This is a genomic window from Cupriavidus sp. CER-90, from assembly GCF_057652055.1.
In genome coordinates this window covers 897,260-920,813 of record NZ_JBYGYM010000002.1, presented here as the reverse complement: position 1 = coordinate 920,813, position 23,554 = coordinate 897,260, and the positions used below count along the sequence as shown (strand labels likewise).

The 23,554-nt window shown below is 67.9% G+C and carries 19 protein-coding genes; 11 read left to right on the top strand and 8 right to left on the bottom strand.

Translation table 11 applies throughout. The features are described from left to right. Nucleotides 1–124 precede the first annotated feature (124 nt). From otsB to AC24R4_RS14725, 3 genes are read left to right on the top strand one after another with little or no spacing between them, the layout of a single operon-like run. Nucleotides 125–925 (top strand): trehalose-phosphatase, encoded by an 801-nt coding sequence (otsB, locus tag AC24R4_RS14735; protein ID WP_400392961.1) that lies wholly within the window; start codon nucleotides 125–127, stop codon nucleotides 923–925. Then, entirely contained in the window at nucleotides 922–2,787 is a 1,866-nt protein-coding gene (locus AC24R4_RS14730; protein WP_400392959.1) for a glycoside hydrolase family 15 protein, read from the top strand. Before otsB ends, AC24R4_RS14730 begins: the two co-directional genes overlap by 4 nt. Nucleotides 2,788–2,818: 31 nt before the next feature. Next, on the top strand, nucleotides 2,819–4,213 hold the full coding sequence (locus AC24R4_RS14725; RefSeq protein ID WP_400392957.1) for an alpha,alpha-trehalose-phosphate synthase (UDP-forming): 1,395 nt from the start codon (nucleotides 2,819–2,821) through the stop codon (nucleotides 4,211–4,213). A gap of 178 nt (nucleotides 4,214–4,391) precedes the next feature. Here the strand turns inward: AC24R4_RS14725 and AC24R4_RS14720 are convergent, their stop codons facing one another. The 8 genes from AC24R4_RS14720 to AC24R4_RS14685 form a co-directional block, all read right to left on the bottom strand. Further along, a complete protein-coding gene (locus AC24R4_RS14720) occupies nucleotides 4,392–4,997 on the bottom strand; it encodes a nucleotidyltransferase family protein (protein WP_400395435.1) in 606 nt (201 codons plus the stop codon). Further along, on the bottom strand, nucleotides 4,994–6,043 hold the full coding sequence (locus tag AC24R4_RS14715) for an XdhC family protein (RefSeq protein WP_400395437.1): 1,050 nt from the start codon (nucleotides 6,041–6,043) through the stop codon (nucleotides 4,994–4,996). The genes AC24R4_RS14720 and AC24R4_RS14715 overlap by 4 nt, the downstream gene beginning before the upstream one ends. Continuing rightward, entirely contained in the window at nucleotides 6,016–6,600 is a 585-nt protein-coding gene (locus AC24R4_RS14710; RefSeq protein ID WP_400395440.1) for an SRPBCC family protein, read from the bottom strand. The genes AC24R4_RS14715 and AC24R4_RS14710 overlap by 28 nt, the downstream gene beginning before the upstream one ends. Next, nucleotides 6,591–7,814: a vWA domain-containing protein gene (locus tag AC24R4_RS14705; RefSeq protein ID WP_400395443.1), complete on the bottom strand. Its 1,224-nt coding sequence runs from the start codon at nucleotides 7,812–7,814 to the stop codon at nucleotides 6,591–6,593. The genes AC24R4_RS14710 and AC24R4_RS14705 overlap by 10 nt, the downstream gene beginning before the upstream one ends. A gap of 13 nt (nucleotides 7,815–7,827) precedes the next feature. Continuing rightward, a complete protein-coding gene (locus AC24R4_RS14700; RefSeq protein WP_400395444.1) occupies nucleotides 7,828–8,724 on the bottom strand; it encodes an AAA family ATPase in 897 nt (298 codons plus the stop codon). Between the two features lie 398 nt (nucleotides 8,725–9,122). Next, a complete protein-coding gene (locus tag AC24R4_RS14695) occupies nucleotides 9,123–9,923 on the bottom strand; it encodes an FAD binding domain-containing protein (protein WP_400390986.1) in 801 nt (266 codons plus the stop codon). A gap of 14 nt (nucleotides 9,924–9,937) precedes the next feature. Then, the gene (locus tag AC24R4_RS14690) at nucleotides 9,938–12,322 is read right to left on the bottom strand and encodes a xanthine dehydrogenase family protein molybdopterin-binding subunit (RefSeq protein WP_400390989.1); all 2,385 of its coding nucleotides are present in this window, start codon (nucleotides 12,320–12,322) and stop codon (nucleotides 9,938–9,940) included. Between the two features lie 12 nt (nucleotides 12,323–12,334). Further along, entirely contained in the window at nucleotides 12,335–12,829 is a 495-nt protein-coding gene (locus AC24R4_RS14685) for a (2Fe-2S)-binding protein (RefSeq protein WP_400390992.1), read from the bottom strand. A 256-nt stretch (nucleotides 12,830–13,085) separates the two neighbouring features. On the opposite strand from AC24R4_RS14685, the gene AC24R4_RS14680 reads away from it, so the two are divergent. The 8 genes from AC24R4_RS14680 (at nucleotide 13,086) to AC24R4_RS14645 (ending at nucleotide 23,549) form a co-directional block, all read left to right on the top strand. Then, complete coding sequence (locus AC24R4_RS14680) at nucleotides 13,086–13,664, top strand: YqaA family protein (RefSeq protein ID WP_400390995.1); 579 nt, start codon at nucleotides 13,086–13,088, stop codon at nucleotides 13,662–13,664. 201 nt (nucleotides 13,665–13,865) lie between these two features. Continuing rightward, the gene (locus tag AC24R4_RS14675; RefSeq protein WP_400390998.1) at nucleotides 13,866–17,840 is read left to right on the top strand and encodes a DUF3683 domain-containing protein; all 3,975 of its coding nucleotides are present in this window, start codon (nucleotides 13,866–13,868) and stop codon (nucleotides 17,838–17,840) included. Nucleotides 17,841–17,922: 82 nt separating this feature from the next. Further along, a complete protein-coding gene (locus tag AC24R4_RS14670; protein ID WP_400391001.1) occupies nucleotides 17,923–18,357 on the top strand; it encodes an HIT family protein in 435 nt (144 codons plus the stop codon). A 210-nt stretch (nucleotides 18,358–18,567) separates the two neighbouring features. Further along, nucleotides 18,568–20,478, top strand: a complete 1,911-nt coding sequence (locus AC24R4_RS14665; RefSeq protein ID WP_400391004.1) for an ABC transporter ATP-binding protein/permease — start codon at nucleotides 18,568–18,570, stop codon at nucleotides 20,476–20,478. A 59-nt stretch (nucleotides 20,479–20,537) separates the two neighbouring features. Beyond that, nucleotides 20,538–20,954 (top strand): gamma-butyrobetaine hydroxylase family protein, encoded by a 417-nt coding sequence (locus AC24R4_RS14660; protein ID WP_066739527.1) that lies wholly within the window; start codon nucleotides 20,538–20,540, stop codon nucleotides 20,952–20,954. Nucleotides 20,955–20,976: 22 nt separating this feature from the next. After that, complete coding sequence (gene ubiE / locus AC24R4_RS14655) at nucleotides 20,977–21,708, top strand: bifunctional demethylmenaquinone methyltransferase/2-methoxy-6-polyprenyl-1,4-benzoquinol methylase UbiE (protein ID WP_400391007.1); 732 nt, start codon at nucleotides 20,977–20,979, stop codon at nucleotides 21,706–21,708. Between the two features lie 50 nt (nucleotides 21,709–21,758). Then, entirely contained in the window at nucleotides 21,759–22,757 is a 999-nt protein-coding gene (locus AC24R4_RS14650; RefSeq protein ID WP_400391010.1) for a Tim44 domain-containing protein, read from the top strand. Nucleotides 22,758–22,871: 114 nt separating this feature from the next. Further along, entirely contained in the window at nucleotides 22,872–23,549 is a 678-nt protein-coding gene (locus AC24R4_RS14645) for a ubiquinone biosynthesis accessory factor UbiJ (protein ID WP_400391013.1), read from the top strand. Nucleotides 23,550–23,554: the final 5 nt, after the last annotated feature.

Here is a 23,554-nt window from a genome sequence, read left to right as displayed (position 1 = left end):
ATAATGGATGGCGCACACGTGGGCCCCGGTACCGCGTGGTGGCGCCCCAGGTGCCGCAAGGGCCACTGTTGTAGGACAGCGCCCGGTGGACGCTCGTCAAATCGGCGTGCTACGGTTTCACGCGATGCCCCCCCTACCTCTCATCGAACCCAACACCGCGCTGTTCCTGGACTTCGACGGGACGCTGGCCGACCTTGCGCCACGCCCCGACCTGGTGCAGGTGGAGCCCGAGCTGGTTGGCACGCTGCGTGCGCTGCACACCTGCCTGGACGGCGCGCTGGCCATCGTCTCGGGCCGTCCCGTGGACGAACTCGACTATTTCCTGCAACCGTTGCGCTTGCCGGCCGCCGGCGTGCATGGCGCGGAATTCCGCCATGGCGCCGAAAGCATCGTGCGGCCGCCCGCGCCGGGCATCGGCCCGCTGCTGCCGAAGCTCGAGGCGCTGGTGCTGAGGCACCCGGGCCTGCAACTGGAGCGCAAGTCGGTGGCCGTGGCCATCCACTACCGCCAAGTGCCGGAACTGGAGCCGCTGGTGCGCGCCGCCGTGGCCGATGTGCTGCGCGATGCGGTGGGGCTCGATGCGCTGCCCGGCAAGATGGTCATCGAGATCAAGCCGGCCGGCGTGGACAAGGGCGGGGCGATTGCCACGTTCATGCGCTCGGCGCCATTTGCCGGCCGCATGCCGCTATTTGCCGGTGACGACGTGACCGACGAGGCCGGTTTTACGGTGGTGCGCGAACTGGGCGGCGTGGGCCTGCTGGTGGGCCAGCGGGCCACGGCGGCGTCGGTCAGCGTGCCTGCGCCCGCCGTCCTGCGCGATTGGCTGCATCGTTCCGCGCACGCGCTGACCCATCTGATGGCGCGCCGCGAGGCACCCGCCGATCCCCTCTCACCCCCATCGCCTGCAAGGGAGGAACCGTTGTGAGTGACCCTGCCAACCTGAACCCCGCCATTGCCACCGAGGCGCCGGCGGTCAATACGGATTCGGACAGCTCCTGCCGCCAGGCCGATCCGTCGCTGTCGCTCGGCATGATCGGCAACTGCGCGTTCTCGGCGCTGGTCGATGGCCGCGGCCGCATCGTCTGGTGCTGCATGCCGCGCTTTGACGGCGACCCCGTCTTCAATGCGCTGCTCGATACCAGCGAGAACGCCGGCCACTTCAATATCGAGATCGAGGACTTCAAGGAGGCCACGCAGTGGTACGAGCCGAACACGGCCGTCCTGCGCACCCGGCTGATCGACCAGCATGGCAGCTGCCTGGAAATCACCGATTTCTGCCCGCGCTTCTTCCGGCTGGGCCGTTACTTCCGGCCGTTGACGCTGGTGCGGCGCATCCGCCCGATCCGGGGCGCGCCGCGCGTGCGCGTGACGGTGGCGCCGCGTTTCAACTGGGGCCGCATCCAGCCGCAGGTCACGCGCGGCAGCAGCCACGCGCGTTTTGTCGGCGACGACATGACGCTGCGCCTGACCACCGACGCGCCGCTGGCCTATGTGCTGTCGAAAACGCCCTTCCTGGTCACGCGCGGCTACAACTTCATCCTCGGGCCCGATGAAACACTCACGCACGGCGTGGACGACATCGCCCGGGACTTCGAGCAGGAAACCACCTCGTACTGGCGGCTGTGGAGCCGCCGGCTGGCCGTGCCGCGCGAATGGCAGGACGCGGTGATCCGCGCGGCCATCACGCTGAAGATGTCGCTCTACGAGGAAACCGGCGCGATCGTGGCGGCGATGACCACCAGCATCCCGGAGGCGCCCGGCAGCGGCCGCAACTGGGACTACCGCTTCTGCTGGCTGCGCGACGCGTTCTTCGTGGTGCGGGCGCTGAACAGCCTGTCCGAAGTCGGCACGATGGAAGACTACCTGCGCTGGCTGTCCAACGTGGTGATGCAGTCGCAGGACGGGCATATCCAGCCGCTCTACGGCATCGGGCTCGAGCGCGAACTGCCGGAAAGCATTCTCGATCACCTGGGCGGCTACCGCGGCATGGGGCCGGTGCGCGTGGGCAACCAGGCGCAGGAGCACTTCCAGCACGATGTCTATGGCAACGTGGTGCTGGCCGCCGCGCAGGCGTTTCACGACCACCGCCTGCTCTATCGCGGCGGGCCCGCCGAATTCCGGCGGCTCGAAGATGTGGGCGAGCAGGCCGTGCGCGTGTTCGGCACCCCCGACGCGGGCATGTGGGAACTGCGCACGCGCGCCCGCATCCACACGTCGTCGGCGCTGATGAGCTGGGTGGCGTGCGACCGCCTGGCCAAGATCGCCGTGAAGCTCGAACAGCCCGCGCGGGCCGCCTACTGGCACGACCATGCCAGCCGCATGAAGCAGCGCATCCTGGACGAATCGTGGAACGAAAAGCGCCAGGCGTTCGCGGAGAGCTTTGGCGGCAAGGAGCTGGACGCCAGCGTGCTGCTGATGGCCGAGGTCAATTTCATCGATCCGAAGGACCCGCGCTTCGTGTCGACGGTCAAGGCGCTGGAGGCATCGCTGTGCGACGGGCCGTACATGCGGCGCTACGAGGCGCCCGACGATTTCGGCAAGCCCGAGACCGCTTTCAACATCTGCACCTTCTGGCGCATCGACGCGCTGGCGCGCATCGGGCGGCGCGACGAGGCGCGCGAAATTTTCGAGGCCATGCTGGCCGCACGCAATCCGCTGGGATTGCTGTCGGAAGACACACACCCGGTCACCGGAGAGATGTGGGGCAACTTCCCGCAGACCTATTCGATGGTCGGCCTGATCAACGGTGCCATGCGGTTGTCGGCACCCTGGGACACCGTGATCTGAAGAAAGGATTGGCAACAACAAAAAACGATATATGGGCAGACTAGTAGCGGTATCGAACCGGGTCGCGGACCCCCGCAACCATGCGGCGGGCGGCCTGGCCGTGGCGCTTTCCGAGGCGCTCAACAAGACGGGCGGCCTCTGGTTCGGCTGGAGCGGCAAGGTGCTGGAAACCGCGCAGGGCGGCACGCCCGGCGAAGGCGAGGTGCACCAGGTGCAGGCGGGCAACGTGACGCTGGCCACCGTGGACCTGTGCCGCGAAGATCATGACGCGTACTACCTGGGCTACAGCAACGGCGTGCTCTGGCCGGTGCTGCACTACCGCGTGGACCTGGCGGACTTCGACGCCGGCGGCAATCTCAACGCCTACCGCCGCGTGAACCAGCTGTTCGCCCGCAAGCTGGCGCCCATGCTGAAGCCCGACGATGTGATCTGGATCCACGACTACCACCTGATCCCGCTGGCGGCCGAGCTGCGCGCCATCGGCTGCGGCCAGCGCATCGGGTTCTTCCTGCACGTGCCGCTGCCGCCGCCGCTGATCCTGGCCGCCATCCCGCAGCACGAATGGCTGATGCGCGCGCTGTTCGCCTACGACCTGCTCGGCTTCCAGAGCCAGGCGGACCTGGACCACTTCTCGCGCTACGTGCAGGGCGAGGCCGGCGCGGAGCCGATGGGCGAATACCGCTTCCGCGCGTTCCACCGCACCGTGCGCGCGCAGGCGTTCCCGATTGGCATCGATGTCGACGAATTTGCCGAACTCGGACGCGGCCACGAGGCCGTGGAAACCTACGAGATGATGCGCGGCCAGTATGCGCGGCGCCGGCTGCTGCTCGGTATCGACCGGCTCGACTATTCGAAGGGCCTGCCGCAGCGGCTCAAGGCGTACCAGACGCTGCTGGCCGAGTACCCCGAGAACCGGTCGAGTGCCACGCTGATCCAGATTGCCGCGCCGTCGCGCGAATCGGTGGACGCCTATGCCGACCTGCGCCGCGAGATGGAAGGCATCACCGGCGCCATCAACAGCGAATACGGCGAGCTGGACTGGATGCCGGTGCGCTACATCCACCGGTCCACGTCGCGCCGGCGCTTGCCAGGCCTGTGCCGCGCCAGTTGCGTGGCGCTGGTTACCCCGTTGCGCGATGGCATGAACCTGGTGGCCAAGGAATACATCGCCGCGCAGGACCCCGACGATCCCGGCGTGCTGGTGCTGTCGCGCTTTGCCGGCGCCGCCGAGCAGCTGAAAGAGGCGCTGCTGGTGAACCCCTACGACACCCGCGCCACGGCGCAGGCGATCCAGCAGGCGCTGCACATGCCGCTGTCGGAACGCCGTGCCCGGCACCAGAAGCTGCTCGAACGCATCCGCCAGCAGGACGTGCACTGGTGGAGCAGCGAATATTTGCGGGCGCTGATGGAGACCGAGGGGGGCTGAGGGCCCGGAACGTCGAGGGTTTTCTCCCCTCTCCCGCTGGCGGGAGAGGGGCGGGGGAGAGGGCGGGCCATCCAAGATGCGACGGATCGGCAAGCAGAACCTCAAGGCCCTCTCCCCCCACCCCTCTCCCATTGCATGGGAGAGGGGAGCCAGAAAGCAGCGGGCGGTATGTCGTCCGCTAGACCAGATCCCCCGGCAGGTCGATATCCCGGAACGCACCGTCATCCTCGGTCAGGATGCGCGTGACCGGCTGCGACTTCAGCAGCGCGCGCGCGCCTTCGTCGCCATCGAGCTTCAGCAGTTCGTCTTTCCAGGCCGCGCCAAAACCCACGGGGTGGCCGCGCTGCCCGTCGCGCCACGGCGCGGCAATGGTGTCGCGCGATGTGATCGTCAGGGCCACCGCGCGCACCAGTTCCATCGACAGCCAGGGCATGTCGGCCAGGGCCACCACCCAGCCGCGCGCATCGGCGCACGCTGCCACGCCCGCGCGCAGTGCCGCGCCCATGCCGGCTTCGGCTTCCTGCGCCTCGATCACCTTGCAGCCGCCGCGGCGCAATTCCTCGGCCAGTTCGGGCATGCCGGGGCGCACCACGGCAATCGAGTTGGGCAGACCGGCCGCCAGCGTGCGCGCACTGCGCCACGCCACGGTACGGCCATCGGGCAGCTTTTCGAGCAGCTTGTTGCGCAGGCCGGCGGGATCGAAACGCCGGCCGAAGCCGGCGGCCAGCAGGATGCCGGTGGGCAGGTCGGTCTGCGTCAGCGGGGCGCGGGCGTGCTTGCTCATGGCTGTGCGGCGGGAACGCCGCCGGGCAGGATCGGACACTCGGCTTCGCCGGCGGCGATTTCGCGGGCGGCCTTGGCGCCTTCCACCTGAAGGATGTCGGGCAGCGATACGTGGTTCTTGGCGGCTACCACCTCGGCCAGGATCGAGATCGCGATCTCGGGCGGCGTGCGGCTGCCTATATAGATGCCCACCGGCCCGTGCAGGCGGGCCAGCTGCTGATCGGTCAGGTCGAATTCCTTGAGCCGCTCCCGCCGCGCCTGGTTGTTGCGGCGCGAACCCAGCGCGCCCACGTAGAACGCGGGGGTGCGCAGGGCCTCCATCAGCGCCAGGTCGTCCAGCTTCGGGTCGTGCGTCAGCGCGATCACCGCGCAGCGTTCGTCGAGCTGCATCGCCTCGACCGTGTCGTCGGGCATCGTGCGCACCATCGTCACGCCGGGAATGTCCCAGGTCTCGGTGTATTCCTCGCGCGGGTCGCAGACGGTGACCTGGAAGCCCAGGCCGACGGCGATCTGGCACAGGTACTTCGACAACTGGCCCGCGCCGATCACCAGCATGCGATAGCGGGGCCCGTGGACGGTCATCAGCGTCTGGCCGTCGAACGCCAGGCCGTCGGTGGCCAAGGCGTGGCCCAGCGTGGCGCGGCCGGTGGCCATGTCCAGCGAACGCGCCACCAGCCGGCCGCCTTCCACTGCCTGCAGCAGTTCGGCAAGGCCGCTGTGGGGTGCCAGCGGTTCGGCCACAAGTTCGATGGTGCCGCCGCAGGGCAGGCCGAAGCGATGGGCTTCCTCGGCGCTGATGCCGTACTTCATGGCTTCGGGGCGCGTGGCCCGGATGCCTTCCTTGTGTACGCGATAAATGATGTCGTCCTCGATGCATCCGCCCGAGACCGAGCCGACCACCAGGCCGTCGTCGCGCACGGCCAGCATCGCGCCTTCAGGCCGGGGCGACGAGCCCCATGTCCTGACCACCGTCACCAGCAACACGCCGTGTCCTTCCTGCTGCCACTTCACGCTGCTTTTCAGGACTTCGAGATCCACGCTGTCCATGATCGTTTCCGCTGCTTCGTCTGTTCCTCGCTGCCGTCGCCGTTGCCGGCCCCGGCAGCCCCGTTGCTCTGGGTGTTGTCGTTGTTGTCACTGTCCGGCGCGTCATCGCCGCCGGGGCTGGCGCCCACGGCCTCGGTGAAGCGCGCGAAAAACGCATCGGCCATCTTGCGCGCGGCGGCATCCACCAGCCGCGAGCCGATCTGGGCGATCTTGCCACCCACCTGCGCCTGCACCGCGTACGTCAGCAGTGTCTCGTCGCCTTCGGGGGTCAGCGTGACCTTGGCGGACCCCTTGCCGAAGCCAGCCGCTCCGCCCTGTCCGTCGAACTGGATCGTGTAGCTGTCCGGCGCCTGGATGTCCTGCAGGGCCATGCGTCCCTTGAAGCGCGCCTTGACCGGCCCCACGGCGGCGGTCAGCGCAAGCTGGTAGGCGTTTTCGCCATCGGGCTCGATGCTCTCACATCCGGGAATACATTGCTTGAGCAGGGCGATATCGTTCAGCGCCTCCCATGCCACCTGTTGCGGCACGGGCAGGCGCTGGGTCTGGTTCATTTCCATGGCGGATTTCCTTGTCGGGGGGCGGTTGGTCTGTCCGGTGGCCTGCCGGTGTCCGCCAGCAGCGTTTCCAGTGCCAGCAGGCTGTCGAGGTTGTGCGCCGGGCGCAGCGCGTCCACATGCGGCAGGATGGCCTGGATGCCGCGCGCCTGGGGCGCGAACGCCGCGTAGCGCAGCAGCGGATTGAGCCACACGATGCGGTGCGCGAAGCGCCGCAGCCGGGCCATTTCCCGTTCCAGCAGGTCGATGTGTTCCAGGTCGATGCCGTCGCTGGCCAACAGCACGGTGGCGCGCCCGCTCAGCGTGCGGCGCGCCCACTGCCGGTTGAAGGCGGCCAGCGCGGCGCCGATGCGGGTGCCGCCGGCCCAGTCGCGCACCTGTTCGGTGATCAGCGTCACGGCGTCGTCGGGGTCGCGCTCGCGCAGCGCCCGGGTGACGTGGGTCAGCCGCGTGCCGAACAGGAACACGTGCATGCGTTCGCGGGACTGCATCAGCGCATGGCAGAAGTACAGCACCGCGCGCGAGTACTGGCTCATCGAGCCCGAGATGTCGAGCAGCAGCACCACGGGCGGCTTGCGCTCGGCATGTTTGCGGTATTTCCAGCGCAGCCATTCGCCATGCTGGCGCACGGCCAGCCGCGCGCTGGCGCGCAGGTCGGCATGGGTGCCGCAGGCGGCGGCCCGCAGCCGGCGCGTGCGTTGCAGTGCCAGATGGGCGCGGCGCGTGCGCACCAGATGCTGCAGCGCCCGCCATTCGTCGGCCGACAGCGTTTCGAAGTCGCGGCTGGCCAGCCGCTCGCGGTCGGAAAAGGTCAGCGGTGCCGTGAAGCGTTCCTCGCGCCTCGGCGGGGCGGGCCGGGCGGCGGCCGGCTGGCGCGCCGCCAGCGCATCGGCCAGGCGATTGCTGCGTTTGGGCGGCGGCGCGCCGGCATCCACGCGCGGCAGCAGCATCGCGCGCAGCTTGCCTTCCCAGTCGGGATCGCGCCAGAACAGGTCGAAGGCGGCATCGAACAGCGGCCGCTGGTCGGGCCCGGACAGCATCAACGCGGCCAGCGCGGCACGGACTTCGCTGCGCGCGCCGATGTCGATGTGGCGCAAGGCTTCCAGCGCATCGACGGCATGGGCGGGCGACAGGCCAAAGCCGGCATCGCGCAGCAGCCGCGTGAAATGGGTGACGTTGCGTGCCAGCATCGGCAAGGCGACGGGGCGGGGCGCCATGTCGGGCGGCATATCAGGCGGCCGGGGCGGCGCCGGCCAGCAGGTCGGCGATGGTCGGGCCATCGGCGCGCGCCAGGTCGTCCTGGTACTTGAGCAGCACGCCCAGCGTGTCGTGCACCGACTGCGGATCGAGTTCGGTCACGCCTAGCGCGGCCAGCGCGCGGCACCAGTCGATGGCTTCGGCAATGCCGGGTGCCTTGAACAGGTCGATGCCGCGCAGGCGGTGGATGAAGTCCACCGCCTGGTGCTGCAGCGCCGCCGCAGCTTCGGGCGCGCGGGCGGCCACGATCTGCAGTTCGCGGTCGCGGTCCGGGTAGCCCATCCACTGGTACAGGCAGCGGCGCTTGAGCGCGTCGTGTACCTCGCGGGTGCGGTTCGACGTGATGACGATCAGCGGCGGGCGCTCGGCGCGGATCACGCCGATTTCGGGGATCGACACCTGATATTCGGACAGCACTTCGAGCAGGAACGCCTCGAACGGCTCGTCGGCGCGGTCGATCTCGTCGATCAGCAGCACGCGCGGCACATCGGGCCGGGCAGGGTCCGGCAGCAGCGATTCGAGCAGCGGCCGCTTGAGCAGGTAGTCGTCGTGGTAGAGCGATTGCTGCTCGGGCCGCTCGCCGCGCGCTTCGGCCAGGCGCAGCGCCATGATCTGGCGCGGGTAGTCCCACTCGTAGAGCGCGCTGGCGGCATCGAGTCCCTCATAGCACTGCAGCCGCAGCAGACGCGTGCCGAGCATGCCAGCCATGGCCTGCGCCAGCGCCGTCTTGCCCACGCCGGGCTCGCCCTCCAGGAACAGCGGCCGCTGCATGCGCAGGGCCAGGTACAGCACGGTGGCCGCCTCGCGATCGGCGAAGTACTGCTGGGCTTCGAGCTGGGTGAGGGTCTGGTCGATGGAGGTCGGGAGCATGGTCACAGCAGCAAGCAAATTAACGAAGCCAATTCAACGAAGCCAGTTCAACGAAGCCGTCGGTTGTTTAACGGCCACCGCCGCGAGCCACGCCCACGTCGACGCAGACCGTAGTGTCTCGGCTCCCTCTCCCCTCATGGGGAGAGGGCAGGGGAGAGGGGTGGTACAGCAAGCGGCCACATCCACCGAAGCCGTCGGTGTGGTCCAGCATGGTGATGCCTGACATGCCGTGCCCTCTCCCCCAGCCCCTCTCCCGCTTGCGGGAGAGGGGAGCAAACCAGAGCGGCGGGCGAAGCCGTCGGTGTGATCCAGCATGGTGCCGCCTGACATGCCGTGCCCTCTCCCCCGGCCCCTCTCCCGCCTGCGGGAGAGGGGAGCAAACCACGCCGCAGGCGACACTATCCCTTCAGCGCCTGCTCCACCGCCCTTGCCGTCAGCACCGGAATCAGGTGCGCGCGGTACTCGGGCGAGGCATGCAGGTCGCCGTTGAGGCCGGACGGATCGACCTTCACTGCGCGTGCCGCTGCCACGGTGAAGCTGGCCGTCAGCGCCTGCTCCAGCGCCGGGGCGCGGAACACGCTGTCGGCCGCGCCGGTCACGGCCACGCGTACGGCCTGGCCCGTGCGCGACACCATCACGCCCACCAGCGCAAAGCGCGACGCCGGGTTGCGGAACTTGATGTAGGCGGCCTTGTCGGGCAGGGGGAACCGTACGGCCGTGATCAGCTCGTCAGGCGCCAGCGCAGTCTCGTAGAGGCCCTTGAAGAAGTCGTCGGCGGCAATGCTGCGGCGGTCGGTGACGACGGTGGCGTTCAGGCCGAGCACTGCCGCCGGGTAGTCGGCGGCGGGATCGTCGTTGGCCAGCGATCCGCCGATCGTGCCCATCGCGCGCACCTGGCGGTCGCCGATGCCGAACGCCAGCGCGGCCAGCGCCGGAATGCGGCGCATGACCTCGGCGTTGGCGGCCACGTCGGCGTGGCGCGCGGCCGCGCCGATCACCAGTTCGTTGCCCTGCACCGTGATGTCGGCGATGCCCGGAATGCGTGTCACGTCGACCAGTGTCGACGGGGCCGCCAGGCGCAGCTTCATGGCCGCCAGCAGGCTTTGCCCGCCGGCCAGGAACTTGGCCTCGCCATCGGCCTTGAGCCTGGCCACGGCGGCGCCGGCGTCCGTGGCGCGTTCATACTGGAATGCGTACATGGTCGTCTCCTCCGTTATGCGGCGCTGCCCTGGGCAGCCTGGATGGCCTGCCACACGCGGTGCGGCGTGGCGGGCATCTGCACGTCGCGCACGCCCAGCGGCGACAGCGCGTCGACCAGCGCGTTGATGAATGCCGGCGGTGACCCGATGGCACCGGCCTCGCCGCAGCCCTTCACGCCCAGCGGGTTGTGCGTGCAGGGCGTGCCGCTGGCGGTTTCCACCGTGAAGTCGGGCAGGTCGGCGGCGCGCGGCATGGCGTAGTCCATATAGGAGCCGGTCAGCAACTGGCCGCTGTCGGGGTCGTAAATGCACTGCTCCAGCATGGCCTGGCCCAGCCCCTGGCCGATGCCGCCGTGTACCTGGCCTTCGACGATCATCGGGTTGATGACGTTGCCGAAGTCGTCCACCGCCGTGAACTTGACGACGTGCGACTCGCCCGTGTCGGGGTCGACCTCGACCTCGCAGATATAGGCGCCGGACGGATACGTGAAGTTGGTCGGGTCGTAGAACGCGTTTTCGTTCAGGCCCGGTTCGAGCTTGTCCAGCGGGTAGTTGTGCGGCACGTAGGCGGTCAGCGCCACCTCGCCGAAGGTCTTGGTGCGATCGGTGCCGGCCACGCGGAACACGCCGTCCTGGAACTCGATGTCGGCGTCGGATGCCTCCAGCAGGTGCGCGGCAATCTTCTTGGCCTTGGCCTCGATCTTGTCCAGCGCCTTCATGATGGCCGATCCGCCCACGGCCAGCGACCGCGAGCCGTAGGTGCCCATGCCGAACGGCACGCGGCCGGTGTCGCCATGCACGATCTCCACGGCATCCATTGCAATGCCGAGCCGGTCCGCCACGATCTGCGCGAACGTGGTCTCGTGGCCCTGCCCGTGGCTGTGCGACCCGGTGAAGACGGTCACCGTGCCGGTCGGGTGGACGCGGATCTCGCCGACTTCGAACAGGCCCGCACGCGCGCCAAGCGCCCCGGCGATGTTCGACGGGGCCAGCCCGCAGGCCTCGATGTAGCAGGAATAGCCAAGCCCGCGCAGCTTGCCGCGCTGCTTCGCGGCGTCGCGGCGCGCCGGGAAGCCGGCCACGTCGGCCAGTTCCTGGGCCCGCGCCAGGCAGGGTTCGTAGTCGCCGGTGTCGTAGGTCAGGCCCACGGGCGTGGCGTACGGGAAGGTGCGGATGAAGTTCTTGCGGCGCAGCGTGGCGGGGTCGGTGCCGGTCTCGCGCGCGGCGGCTTCGACCAGGCGCTCCACCACGTAGGTGGCTTCGGGCCGGCCCGCACCGCGATAGGCATCGACGGGCGACGTGTTGGTGAACACCGCCTGCACCTCGGCGTAGATGGCCGGGGTGGCGTACTGGCCGGCCAGCAGCGTGGCGTAGAGGATCGTAGGCACGCTGCTGGCGAACGTGGACAGGTATGCGCCCATGTTGGCCACGGTGTGCACGCGCATGGCCAGGAACTTGCCATCGGCATCGAGCGCCAGTTCGGCCTTGGTCACGTGGTCCCGGCCGTGTGCGTCGGTCAGGAACGATTCCGACCGCTCGGCCGTCCACTTGACCGGGCGGCCGACCTTCTTCGACGCCCAGGTCAGCGCCACGTCCTCCGGATACAGGAAGATCTTCGAGCCAAAGCCGCCGCCCACGTCGGGCGCGATGATGCGCAGGCGCGATTCGGGCAGCCCCAGCACGAAGGCGCCCATCAGCAGCCGTTCCACGTGCGGGTTCTGGTTGGACACGTAGACCGTGTAGCTGTCGTCCTGACGGGTGTAGCTGGCGTTGACCGCGCGCGGCTCGATGGCGTTCGGGATCAGCCGGTTGTTGACGATCTCCAGCGTGGTCACGTGGGCAGCCCTGGCGAATGCGGCGTCGGTGGCGGCGCGGTCGCCGTGGCCCCAGGTGTAGCAGGTGTTGGCCGGCACGTCGTCGTGGACCAGCGTGGTTGCCGCGGCGGCGTCGGCAGCGTTGACCACGGCCGGCAGCTCGTCGTAATCGACCACGACCTGCTCGGCCGCATCGCGCGCCTGCTGCAGCGACTCGGCGATGACCAGCGCCACCTGGTCGCCCACGTGGCGGACCTTGCCGTGCGCCAGGGCGGGGTGGGGCGGCTCCTTCATCGGCGAGCCGTCGATGCTGTGGATCAGCCAGCCGCAGGGCAGGCCGCCCACCTTGTCGGCCGCCATGTCGTCGCCGGTCAGCACGGCGATCACGCCGGGCGACGCCAGGGCTTGCGCCGTGTCGATGGACTGGATGCGCGCATGCGCGTGCGGCGAGCGCACGAAGTAGCCGTAGCTCTGGTGCGGCAGCGTGACGTCGTCGGTGTACTGGCCATTGCCGGTCAGGAAGCGGTAGTCCTCCTTGCGGCGTACGGGCGTGCCGATGAACGGGTGCTTGTCGGGTGCGTTCATGACGGGCCTCCCTTATTCGGCGCAGACCGCGGCGCGGTCGCCCTGCATGGCGGCCTGCCCCTGCTGCACCGCACGCACGATGTTGTGGTAGCCGGTGCAGCGGCACAGATTGCCTTCGAGCTGCTCGCGGATGGCCTGGGCGTCGGCATGCGGCTGCTGCTGCAGCAGCGATGTGGCCGCCATCACCATGCCGGGCGTGCAGAAGCCGCATTGCAGGCCGTGGCATTCGCGGAACGCCTGCTGCATCGGATGCATCTCGCCGTTGGCCGCCAACCCTTCGATGGTGGCCACGCTGGCCCCGTCCGCCTGGACTGCCAGCATGTTGCAGGACTTCACGGCGCGGCCGTCCAGGTGGACGGTACAGGCCCCGCACTGGGCGGTGTCGCAGCCCACGTGGGTGCCGGTCAGGCGAAGCTGCTCGCGCAGGAACTGGACCAGAAGGGTATTGGGTTCGACCTGCGCGTCAACGGGCTTGCCGTTGACCGTCAGGCGGATCGGAATCGCCATGCTTGTCTCCATGTGGGGTGGTGCGCGCATGGCCAGCTCCGCCGATCCCGAATGAAAGACTGCGCGGGACGGGCCACGACGCGGTACTGCCGCTTGGTTGAGACGGCTATTTCGTGATATTGGTGCTGCCGGGTTTGCCCGGTCTTGCGGCGGAATGAACGATCCGCCGCCACAGGCTCTAAAAGTAAATCACAAAACCTTCGGTGCTGCCATGCGGGTTCCCCTGCCCTGAGCGGCCTGTCCAACGTCCCCACGCATGGAAGCCTTCATCGACTGGCTGTTCGAGACCGTAGCCCTGCCCAAGGTCGGGCTGCCGGCCGTTTTCGTGGTCAGCCTGGTATCGGCCACGCTGCTGCCGCTGGGGTCGGAGCCCGCCGTCTTCGGCTACGTGAAGCTCAATCCCGGCATGTTCTGGCCGGCGATTCTGGTGGCAACGGCCGGCAACACGCTGGGCGGCGCCATCGACTGGTGGCTCGGGTACGCCGCCAAGCTGGCGGTGGTGCGCTACCGCCAGCGGCGCCAGCACCACGAGCATGAGCGCGAACATGCCGAGCACCGCAAACACCCGCGCAAGCGGCACAAGCCCCGGCTGGATGCCAGATATTTCCGATGGATGCGCCGTTACGGGCCGCCGACGATGCTGTTGTCGTGGCTGCCCGGCATTGGTGATCCACTGTGCACTTTGGCCGGCTGGCTGCGGCTGCCGTTCTGGCGCAGCCTCTTCTATATGGCGATCGGCAAGTTCCTGCGCTACCTGGCCATGACGGCCAGCCTGCTCTGGATTCCCGATTCTTTCTGGCACGGCGTGGGCGAGGCCATCCGGCAGTGGTTCTAGGCGGGGGCCGGGCAGGCGCCGGGAAATGCCGGAAATGCGCGAAATCGCATGCAATCGATGGCGATCCCGGACCCTTTCAGGGGTTATTCCCCCAAAACGGGCTTGCTGCGGTGCGGCGAAACTGGGCGTTGCAGTACAATCGCCCTTTAATGACGAAAATCGCGCACCGTCCCCGTGCGCTGCTTCGAAGCGGTCCCGCCCATGAACGCCCCACTCGTGCTCGATGCCAAGCTCGCCACGCAGGACGCCCCGCCGCGCCTGCGTGAGATCCCCTATAACTACACGTCGTTTTCGGATCGCGAGATTGTCATCCGTCTGCTGGGCGAAGAAGCCTGGCGCATCCTCGACGAACTGCGCGGCGAACGCCGTACCGGCCGGTCGGCCCGCATGCTCTACGAGGTGCTGGGCGATATCTGGGTGGTCCGCCGCAATCCCTACCTGCAGGACGACCTGCTGGAAAATCCCAAGCGCCGCCAGATGCTGGTCAGCGCGCTGCACCACCGCCTGAACGAAATCGAGAAGCGCCGCGCCGCCGACCGTGCCGAGCACGCCGAGCCCGCCGCCGAAGACCGTTCGCACCGCGTGGAGCAGCTGGTCGCGTTCGCCAAGCAGGCGATCGAGTCGTTCCAGCAGGAATTCGCCGACGCCTACGCGCTGCGCAAGCGCACCCAGCGCGTGCTGGGCAAGGTGACCCAGAAGGACAACATCAAGTTCGACGGCCTGTCGCGCGTGTCGCACGTGACCGACGCCACCGACTGGCGCGTGGAATACCCGTTCGTGGTGCTGACCCCGGACACCGAGGAAGAAATCGCCGGCCTGGTGAAGGGCTGCTTCGAGCTGGGCCTGACCATCATTCCGCGCGGGGGCGGCACCGGCTACACCGGCGGCGCCGTGCCGTTGACGCCGTTCTCGGCCGTCATCAACACCGAAAAGCTGGAACAGCTGGACGCGGTGGAGATGTCCGACCTGCCCAACGTGCCGCACAAGGTGGCCACGATCTTCTCGGGCGCCGGCGTGGTGACGCGCCGCGTCGCCGATGCCGCCGACCGCGCCGGCCTGGTGTTCGCGGTGGACCCGACGTCGATCGATGCATCGTGCATCGGCGGCAACGTGGCGATGAACGCGGGCGGCAAGAAGGCCGTGCTGTGGGGCACGGCGCTGGACAACCTGGCGTGGTGGCGCATGGTCGATCCCGAGGGCAACTGGCTCGAGATCACCCGCATGGATCACAACCTGGGCAAGATCCACGACGTGCCGGTGGCCACGTTCGAGCTGAAGTGGTCGGACGGCAACCGCCGCCCCGGCGAGAAGGTGCTGCGCACCGAGACGCTGGCCATCGAAGGCCGCAAGTTCCGCAAGGAAGGCCTCGGCAAGGACGTCACCGACAAGTTCCTGGCCGGCCTGCCCGGCGTGCAGAAGGAAGGCTGCGACGGCATCATCACCAGCGCGCGCTGGATTTTGCACCGCATGCCGAAGCACATCCGCACGGTCTGCCTGGAGTTCTTCGGCCAGCCGCGCGACGCCATTCCCAGCATCGTAGAGATCAAGGATTTCCTCGATGCCGAGTCCCGACGCGAGGGCGGCGCCATCCTGGCGGGCCTGGAGCATCTGGACGAACGCTATCTGCGCGCGGTCGGCTACGCCACCAAGAGCAAGCGCAATGCCTTCCCGAAGATGGTGCTGATCGGCGATATCGTCGGTGACGACGAAGACGCCGTGGCGCGCGCCACGTCGGAAGTGATCCGCATGGCCAACGGCAAGAGCGGCGAAGGCTTTATCGCCGTGAGCCCCGAGGCCCGCAAGAAGTTCTGGCTCGACCGCTCGCGCACCGCCGCCATCGCGCGCCACACCAACGCCTTCAAGATCAACGAGGACGTGGTCATTCCGCTGCCCCGCATGGGCGAGTACACGGACGGCATCGAGCGCATCAACATCGAACTGTCGACCAAGAACAAGCTCAAGCTGCTGGACGAGCTGGAAGCATTCTTCGCGCGCGGCAACCTGCCGCTGGGCCGCAGCGACGACGCCAACGAGATTCCGAGCGCGGAACTGCTGGAAGACCGCGTGCAGCATGCGCTGACGCTGCTGCGCGAGATCCGCGCGCGCTGGCGCTATCTGCAGGATCACCTCGATACGCCGCTGCAGACCGCCCGCGCATCGCTGATCGGCCACGGCCTGGGCCTGCTGGGCCCGGCCTTCGAGCAGCGCCTGCAGACGCAGCCGGACGCCACGGTGTTCCACCTGATGCAGGACAGGACGATCCGCGTGAGCTGGAAGCACGAGATCCGCGCCGAACTGCGCAAGATCTTCAACGGCGGCGAATTCAAGCCGATCCTGGACGAGGCGCAGAAGATCCACAAGCAGGTGCTGCGCGGCCGCGTGTTCGTGGCGCTGCACATGCACGCCGGCGACGGCAACGTGCACACCAACATCCCCGTCAACTCGGACGACTACGACATGCTGCAGGACGCGCACCGCGCGGTGGCCCGCATCATGGACCTGGCGCGTTCGCTGGACGGCGTGATCTCGGGCGAGCACGGCATCGGCATCACCAAGCTCGAATTCCTGACCGAGGAAGAGATCGGGGAATTCCGCGCCTACAAGCAGCGCGTGGACCCGCAGGGCCGCTTCAACAAGGGCAAGCTGCTGCCGGGCGCCGACCTGCGCAATGCGTACACGCCGTCGTTCGGCCTGATGGGACACGAGTCCATCATCATGCAGCAGAGCGACATCGGCGCCATTGCCGACAGCGTCAAGGACTGCCTGCGCTGCGGCAAGTGCAAGCCGGTGTGCGCCACGCACGTGCCGCGCGCCAACCTGCTGTACAGCCCGCGCAACAAGATCCTGGCCACGTCGCTGCTGGTGGAGGCGTTCCTGTACGAGGAACAGACGCGCCGCGGCGTGTCGATCAAGCACTGGGACGAATTCTCGGACGTGGCCGACCACTGCACCGTCTGCCACAAGTGCGTGACGCCTTGCCCGGTCAAGATCGACTTCGGGGACGTGTCGATGAACATGCGCAACCTGCTGCGCAAGATGGGCCAGAAGAAGTTCAACCCGGGCACCGCCGCGTCGATGTTCTTCCTGAACGCGACCAATCCGCAGACCATCAACATGACCCGCGCGGCCATGATCGGCTGGGGCTACAAGGCGCAGCGCCTGGGTAACGAGGTGCTCAAGAAGTTCGCGAAGAAGCAGACCCAGCATCCGCCCGCCACGGTTGGCAAGCCGCCGGTGCAGGAGCAGGTGATCCACTTCATCAACAAGAAGATGCCGGGCAACCTGCCCAAGAAGACGGCGCGCGCGCTGCTCGATATCGAAGACAACGAGATCGTGCCGATCATCCGCAACCCGAAGACGACCACGGCCGAGACCGAAGCCGTGTTCTACTTCCCGGGCTGCGGGTCGGAGCGCCTGTTCTCGCAGGTGGGGCTGGCCACGCAGGCCATGCTCTGGCACGTGGGCGTGCAGACCGTGCTGCCGCCGGGCTACCTGTGCTGCGGCTATCCGCAGCGCGGCGCCGGCCAGTATGACAAGGCCGAAAAGATGGTCAGCGACAACCGCGTGCTGTTCCACCGCGTGGCCAATACGCTGAACTACCTCGACATCAAGACCGTGGTGGTCAGCTGCGGCACGTGCTACGACCAGCTGGCCGGGTATGAGTTCGACAAGATCTTCCCGGGCTGCCGCATCATCGACATCCACGAGTATCTGCTGGAGAAGGGGGTCAAGCTGGAAGGCGTGACCGGTACGCGCTACATGTACCACGACCCCTGCCACACCCCGATCAAGACGATGGACCCGACCAAGCTCGTGAACGACCTCATGGGCGGCAACCAGGGCGGCGGCAAGATCGAGAAGAACGAGCGTTGCTGCGGGGAATCGGGCACGCTGGCCGTGACGCGCCCGGATGTGTCGACGCAGATCCGTTTCCGCAAGGAAGAGGAAATGCGCAAGGGTGCGGACAAGCTGCGCACCGACGACTTCAACGGCGACGTCAAGATCCTGACCAGCTGCCCGTCGTGCCTGCAGGGCCTGTCGCGCTACAACGAGGATGCGTCGGTCACGGCCGATTACATCGTCGTGGAAATGGCCAAGCACCTGCTGGGCGACAACTGGATGCCCGAGTATGTCGCCAGGGCGAACGCGGGTGGTATCGAGCGGGTGCTGGTGTAAACCACGAACCGTAGATATGCGCTCCCCTCTCCCATGAAGCGGGAGAGGGGAGCAAACCATCGCCAAATGCAAACGTAACCCGATGACCCGACTCCCCAACTGCCCCCTCTGCGAAGCCGATGGCGGCGAGCTGGTCTGGATGGGCGACCGCGCGCGCGTGATCCTGGTCGAGCGTGACCGCTTTCCCGGCTTCTGCCGCGTGGTCTGGAACGACCATATGGCCGAGCTGACCGACCTGGACGATGCCGACCAGGCCTGGCTGATGCGGCTGGTGGCACGCGTCGAGCGCGTGGTGCGCGAAGTCATGACGCCGGACAAGGTCAACCTGGCCGCGTTCGGCAACATGGTGCCGCACCTGCACTGGCACATCATTCCGCGCTACCGCTGGGACACCCATTTCCCGGAGTCCGTGTGGGCCGCGCCCCAACGGGCCGCCGATGCCGCGCGCATTGCCGAACTGGGCAGCCGGCTACCGGCGCTGCGCACGGCACTTTCGATGCTGACCGATCCGGACTGACACCGGCGCGGCCTGCGGTGGGCTGCCGGCCAGCGGCCCGCCACGGGCGACTTGCGGCCGTGATTGACCGGTTCCGCTGCAATCCTTCCCATCCCCTTGTAAAGTGCCGTAGCAGTCTGGTACGGAACCCGCCCGCGGGGCGGTGCGTCTGACTCCGGTCGAACAACAACATGCCCGCCGGCCTTGCGCGGCGGGCCAACCGCTGGCGCCATGTCATCCACACCGTCGTCCGTTATCGTGCCCGGTCCTGCCGTACCGGCCGAGGCCCTCAAGAACCAGAGCCGGCTGCGCCTGGCCGCCACCTGGGCGCTGATCAAGCCGTACTGGAGCTCGGAAGACCGCAAGGCCGGCCTGGGGCTGCTGACGCTGGTCGTGGCGCTGAACCTGGGCATCGTCTATATCAACGTGCTGCTCAACGAGTGGAACCGCGTGTTCTACAACGCCATCGAGCAGCGCGACTTCGTCTCGTTCAAGGCGCTGCTGCTGCGTTTTTCGTGGATCGCGGCCTGCTTCATCGTGCTGGCGATCTCGCGCCAGTACTACCAGATGATGCTGCAGATGCGCTGGCGCACGTGGATGACGGGCACCTTCATGCAGCGTTGGCTCGGGCACCAGGCCTACTACCGCATCGAGCAGACCCATGCCACAGACAACCCCGACCAGCGGCTGGCCGATGACCTGCGCCAGTTCACCGACGGCGCGCTGACGCTGTCGATGGGGCTGCTCAATTCGGCGGTGACGCTGGTGTCGTTCATCGGCATCCTGTGGGTGGTGTCGGGCCCGATCACGCTGGCGCTGGGCGGCACGGACCTGACGATCCCCGGCTACATGGTCTGGTTTGCCATCGGCTACGCGGTGGTGGGCTCGCTGATCGCCCACTTCGTGGGGCGGCCGCTGATCGGCCTGTCGTTCCAGCAGGAACAGTACGAGGCAAACTTCCGTTTCATGCTGGTGCGGCTGCGCGAAAACAGCGAGCCGGTGGCGCTGTATCGCGGCGAGCCGACCGAGCAGGCGGGCCTGCGCGCCCGTTTCGAGCGCATCCGGGCCAACTGGAACCAGCTCATGCGCTACACCCGGCGCCTGACGTTCGTGAACTCGGGTTACGGCCAGTTTGCGATCATCTTCCCGCTGCTGGTGGCCGCGCCGCGCTATTTTTCGGGCAAGCTCACGCTGGGCGGCCTCATGCAGATCAACTCCGCGTTCGGCCAGGTACAGGGCGCGCTGTCCTGGTTCGTCGACAGCTATTCGACGCTGGTGGGCTGGAAGGCCGCCGCCAACCGTCTGATCGATTTCCAGGACGCCATGCGCGTGGCCGAACGCCAGGACCTGACGCACGAAGGCCCGGGCGATATCGAGGTGGTGCAGTCCGCCAGCCCGTCCGAGGGCGATATCTCGATCAGCGGCCTGGCCCTGGCGCTGCCGGTGCGCGGCGGGCTCGGCGTGGACGACGAAGGCGTCGATCCCCACAGCCATCCGGGGCAGCGCCCGCTGGTGGCGCCGTTCTCGCTGTCGATCGCGCCGGGCGAACGCTGGCTGGTGCACGGGCCGTCGGGCTGCGGCAAGAGCGTGCTGTTCCGTGCGCTGGCCGGCATCTGGCCCTATGGCAGCGGCCGTATCACGGTGCCGCACCGGCGCATGCTGTTCCTGCCGCAGCGCAGCTACCTGCCGATCGGCACGCTGGCCGACGCGCTGTCGTACCCCGACGCCGGCAACAGCCATTCGCGCGAGACGCTGGTGGCCGTGCTGCGCAAGGCGCGGCTGGGCATGCTGACGAAGCATCTGGATGTATTCGACAACTGGTCGCTGCGCCTGTCGCCCGGCGAGCAGCAGCGCCTGGCCTTTGCCCGGGCCCTGCTGCAGAAGCCGGATTACCTGTTCCTGGACGAGGCCACCAGCGCGCTGGACGAGGAAACCGAAAGCGCGATGTACCAGCTGATGGTGGACGAACTGCCCGGGGCGGCCATCGTCAGCATCGCGCACCGCAGCACCGTGGCTGCCTTCCATGGCCGGCGCCTGCGCTACCTGCCGGTGAACCGGGGCGACGACGAAAGCGGCGGCGGCCCGCGGGATGGGCAAGCCGAGGGGGGTGGAGTAAGCTATCGGGTCGTACAAGACGCATGACGGCGCCGCTGTAACGGCCCTTTGGGGGTCGCCCAGGCGGGGCGCCGCGACCATCGACCATGGCAGGCCTCGACAAAGATACTCCTCACCCCACCGCGCTGACCGTCCACACGCAGTCGCGCGTGCTGGAAATCGGCTTCGACAATGGCCGCACCTGGCGGCTGCCATTCGAGTTGCTGCGCGTATACTCGCCGTCCGCCGAAGTCCAGGGCCACGGCCCGGGCCAGGAAACGCTGCAGACCGGCAAGCGCCACGTGGGCATCGCGGCGGTGGAGCCGGTGGGCAACTATGCGATCCAGATCCGCTTCGACGATGGCCACGACACCGGCATCTACACGTGGGAACTGCTGTACCGCCTGGGCGACCAGCAGGACACGCTGTGGGACGGCTACCTGAAGCGGCTGGAAGCGGCCGGGCTGGACCGCGATGCGCCGATGCCGGCGGCCGGCGGCCACGCATGCGGCCATCATCACTGAATCTAGTACCTGGAGTCTGAGAATGAGCGAAACCCACTTCGGGTTCGACAAGGTCGACGAATCGGAAAAGGCCGGCAAGGTTGCCGGCGTGTTCCACTCGGTGGCCAGCAAATACGACGTGATGAACGACCTGATGTCCGGTGGCATGCACCGCGTCTGGAAGATGTTCACGATCGCCCAGGCCAATGTGCGGCCGGGCCAGAAGGTACTGGACATCGCCGGCGGCACGGGCGACCTGGCCAAGGCCTTCGCGAAGCAGGCCGGCCCCAAGGGCGAGGTCTGGCTGACCGATATCAACGAATCGATGCTGCGCGTGGGCCGCGACCGCCTGCTGGACAAAGGCATCGTCACGCCGGTGGCGCTGTGCGACGCCGAAAAGATCCCGTTCCCGGACAACTATTTCGACCTGGTCACGGTCGCCTTCGGCTTGCGCAACATGACGCACAAGGACCGCGCCCTGGCCGAGATGCGCCGTGTGGTCAAGCCGGGCGGCAAGGTGATGGTGCTGGAGTTTTCCAAGGTCTGGAAGCCGCTCGAGAAGTTCTACGACGTCTATTCTTTCAAGGTGCTCCCCTGGCTGGGCGAGCGCGTGGCTGGGGATGCCCCGAGCTATCGCTATCTCGCCGAATCGATCAGAATGCATCCGGACCAGGGTTCACTTGTACGCTTGATGGAACAAGTTGGACTGGAACAAGTCGAATACTTCAACCTGACGGCCGGAGTCGTGGCGCTCCACGTCGGGAGAAAGTACTAATTCGCCATGTTCGGCCGATAAAGGCCGAAAATGACAGGGGAAAAGCTCAAATGTCTTCTTTTCGTGGAAAATTCCTGGCCGCCGCGCTGATCATGACGGTAGCCATGGGGGCCGCACTCGACGCCAATGCGAAACGCCTCGGCGGGTCGCGCAGCGTCGGCAAGCAATCGTCGAACGTGACGCAGCAGCGTCAGGCCACGCCGCCGCAGCAGAATGCGCCGGCCCAGCAGCAGCCCGCGCAGCAGCAGGCTGCCCCGGCGACTGCCGGTGCCGCGGGTGGCGCAGCGGCTGCGGCGCCCAAGCGTAACTGGGGTGGCATGCTCGGCGGCCTGGCGGCTGGCCTGGGCCTGGGCTACCTGCTGTCGCACTTCGGTCTCGGTGGCGCGGCAGCCAGCTTCCTGGCCAACGTGATCATCTTTGCCGTGATCGCGATGATTGCCCTGTGGCTGTTCCGCAAGTTCCGTGGCGGCTCGGCCCGTTCGCAGACGCCGGCCTACGCCGGCATGGGCGGCAACGGCAACAACGCGCCGTTCGGCGGTGCGGCACGCAATGCCGAGCCGACGCTGCGTCAGGCCGAACCGGTGCAGCCGGCCGGCTACAACGGCGCCGCAGCCAACCCGGTCATGGGCGGCGCGGCCGCCGGTGCCGCCGCCGCGGCCGTGCAGCAGCCATGGGGCGTGCCGGCCGACTTCGACACCGAAGCCTTCCTGCGCAACGCCAAGGTGCATTACGTGCGTCTGCAGGCGGCCTGGGATGCCGGCAACCTGGACGACATCCGCGAATTCACCACGCCGGAAATGTTTGCCGAGATCAAGATGGACCTGTCCGAGCGCGGCGAGTCCGTCAACAAGACCGACGTTGTGACGCTGGACGCCCAACTGCTGGGCATCGAGACCACGCCGGCCCAGCATATTGCCAGCGTGCGTTTCTCGGGCATGATCCGCGAGACGGCCGGCGAAGCGGCGCAGCCGTTCGGCGAGGTCTGGAACCTTGCCAAGTCGGCGTCCGGCGGCGGCTGGCTGCTGGCTGGCATCCAGCAGGAAGCCTGAGCGGCGCGACCGCCGCCGCATGGATGACATGAAGCGGCGGCCGAGTAGCTTAGAATGGAGGCCCACGTACGCGTGGGCCTTTTTTATTGGGCAGACTGCCCGGAACCGGACGCCATGAACGCCTTGCCGACACCCCTGGCCGCGCCGATCGTCGCCGCACTGAATCACCTGATCGAACAGGAGCCCTGGGCCTGCGGCCTGCTGGCGCCATTTGCCAGCCGCGTCATCCGGTTCGACGCCGCGGCATTCGCGCTGTCCCTGCGGATCACGGACCGGGGCGGCATCGAGCAGGCGGCCGACGCCGATACGCCCGCCGTGACGCTGCGGGTGCCGTTGCAGACGTGGCCGCTGGTGGTGGCCGACGTGGCCGAGGGCGGCCAGGCCGCCGCCATGCGGCATGTCCGGATCGAAGGCGATGCGGAACTGGCCAATGCGGTGTCGACGCTGGCGCGCAACCTCCGCTGGGACGCGGCCGAAGACCTGTCCCGGGCGCTGCGTGGCGTGATGGGCGGCCCGGTCAGCGACAGCGTGGCCCAGCGCATGGTGGACGGCGCGCGCCAGGTGCATGACAGCGCCACGCGCGTGGGCCGGGCACTGCTGGACAATGTGACCGAATACCTGCTCGACGAGCAGCCGACCCTCGTGCGCCATGCCGCGCTGGATGGGTTCGGTGCCGATGTGGCGCGTGTGCGGGACGACCTGGCGCGGCTGGAAAAGCGGCTTGAACGCCTGGAACGCACGGGTGGACAGGGGGAGGGGGCTTCGGGCCAGCTTCCGTCGGCCCACCGTTAATCGCC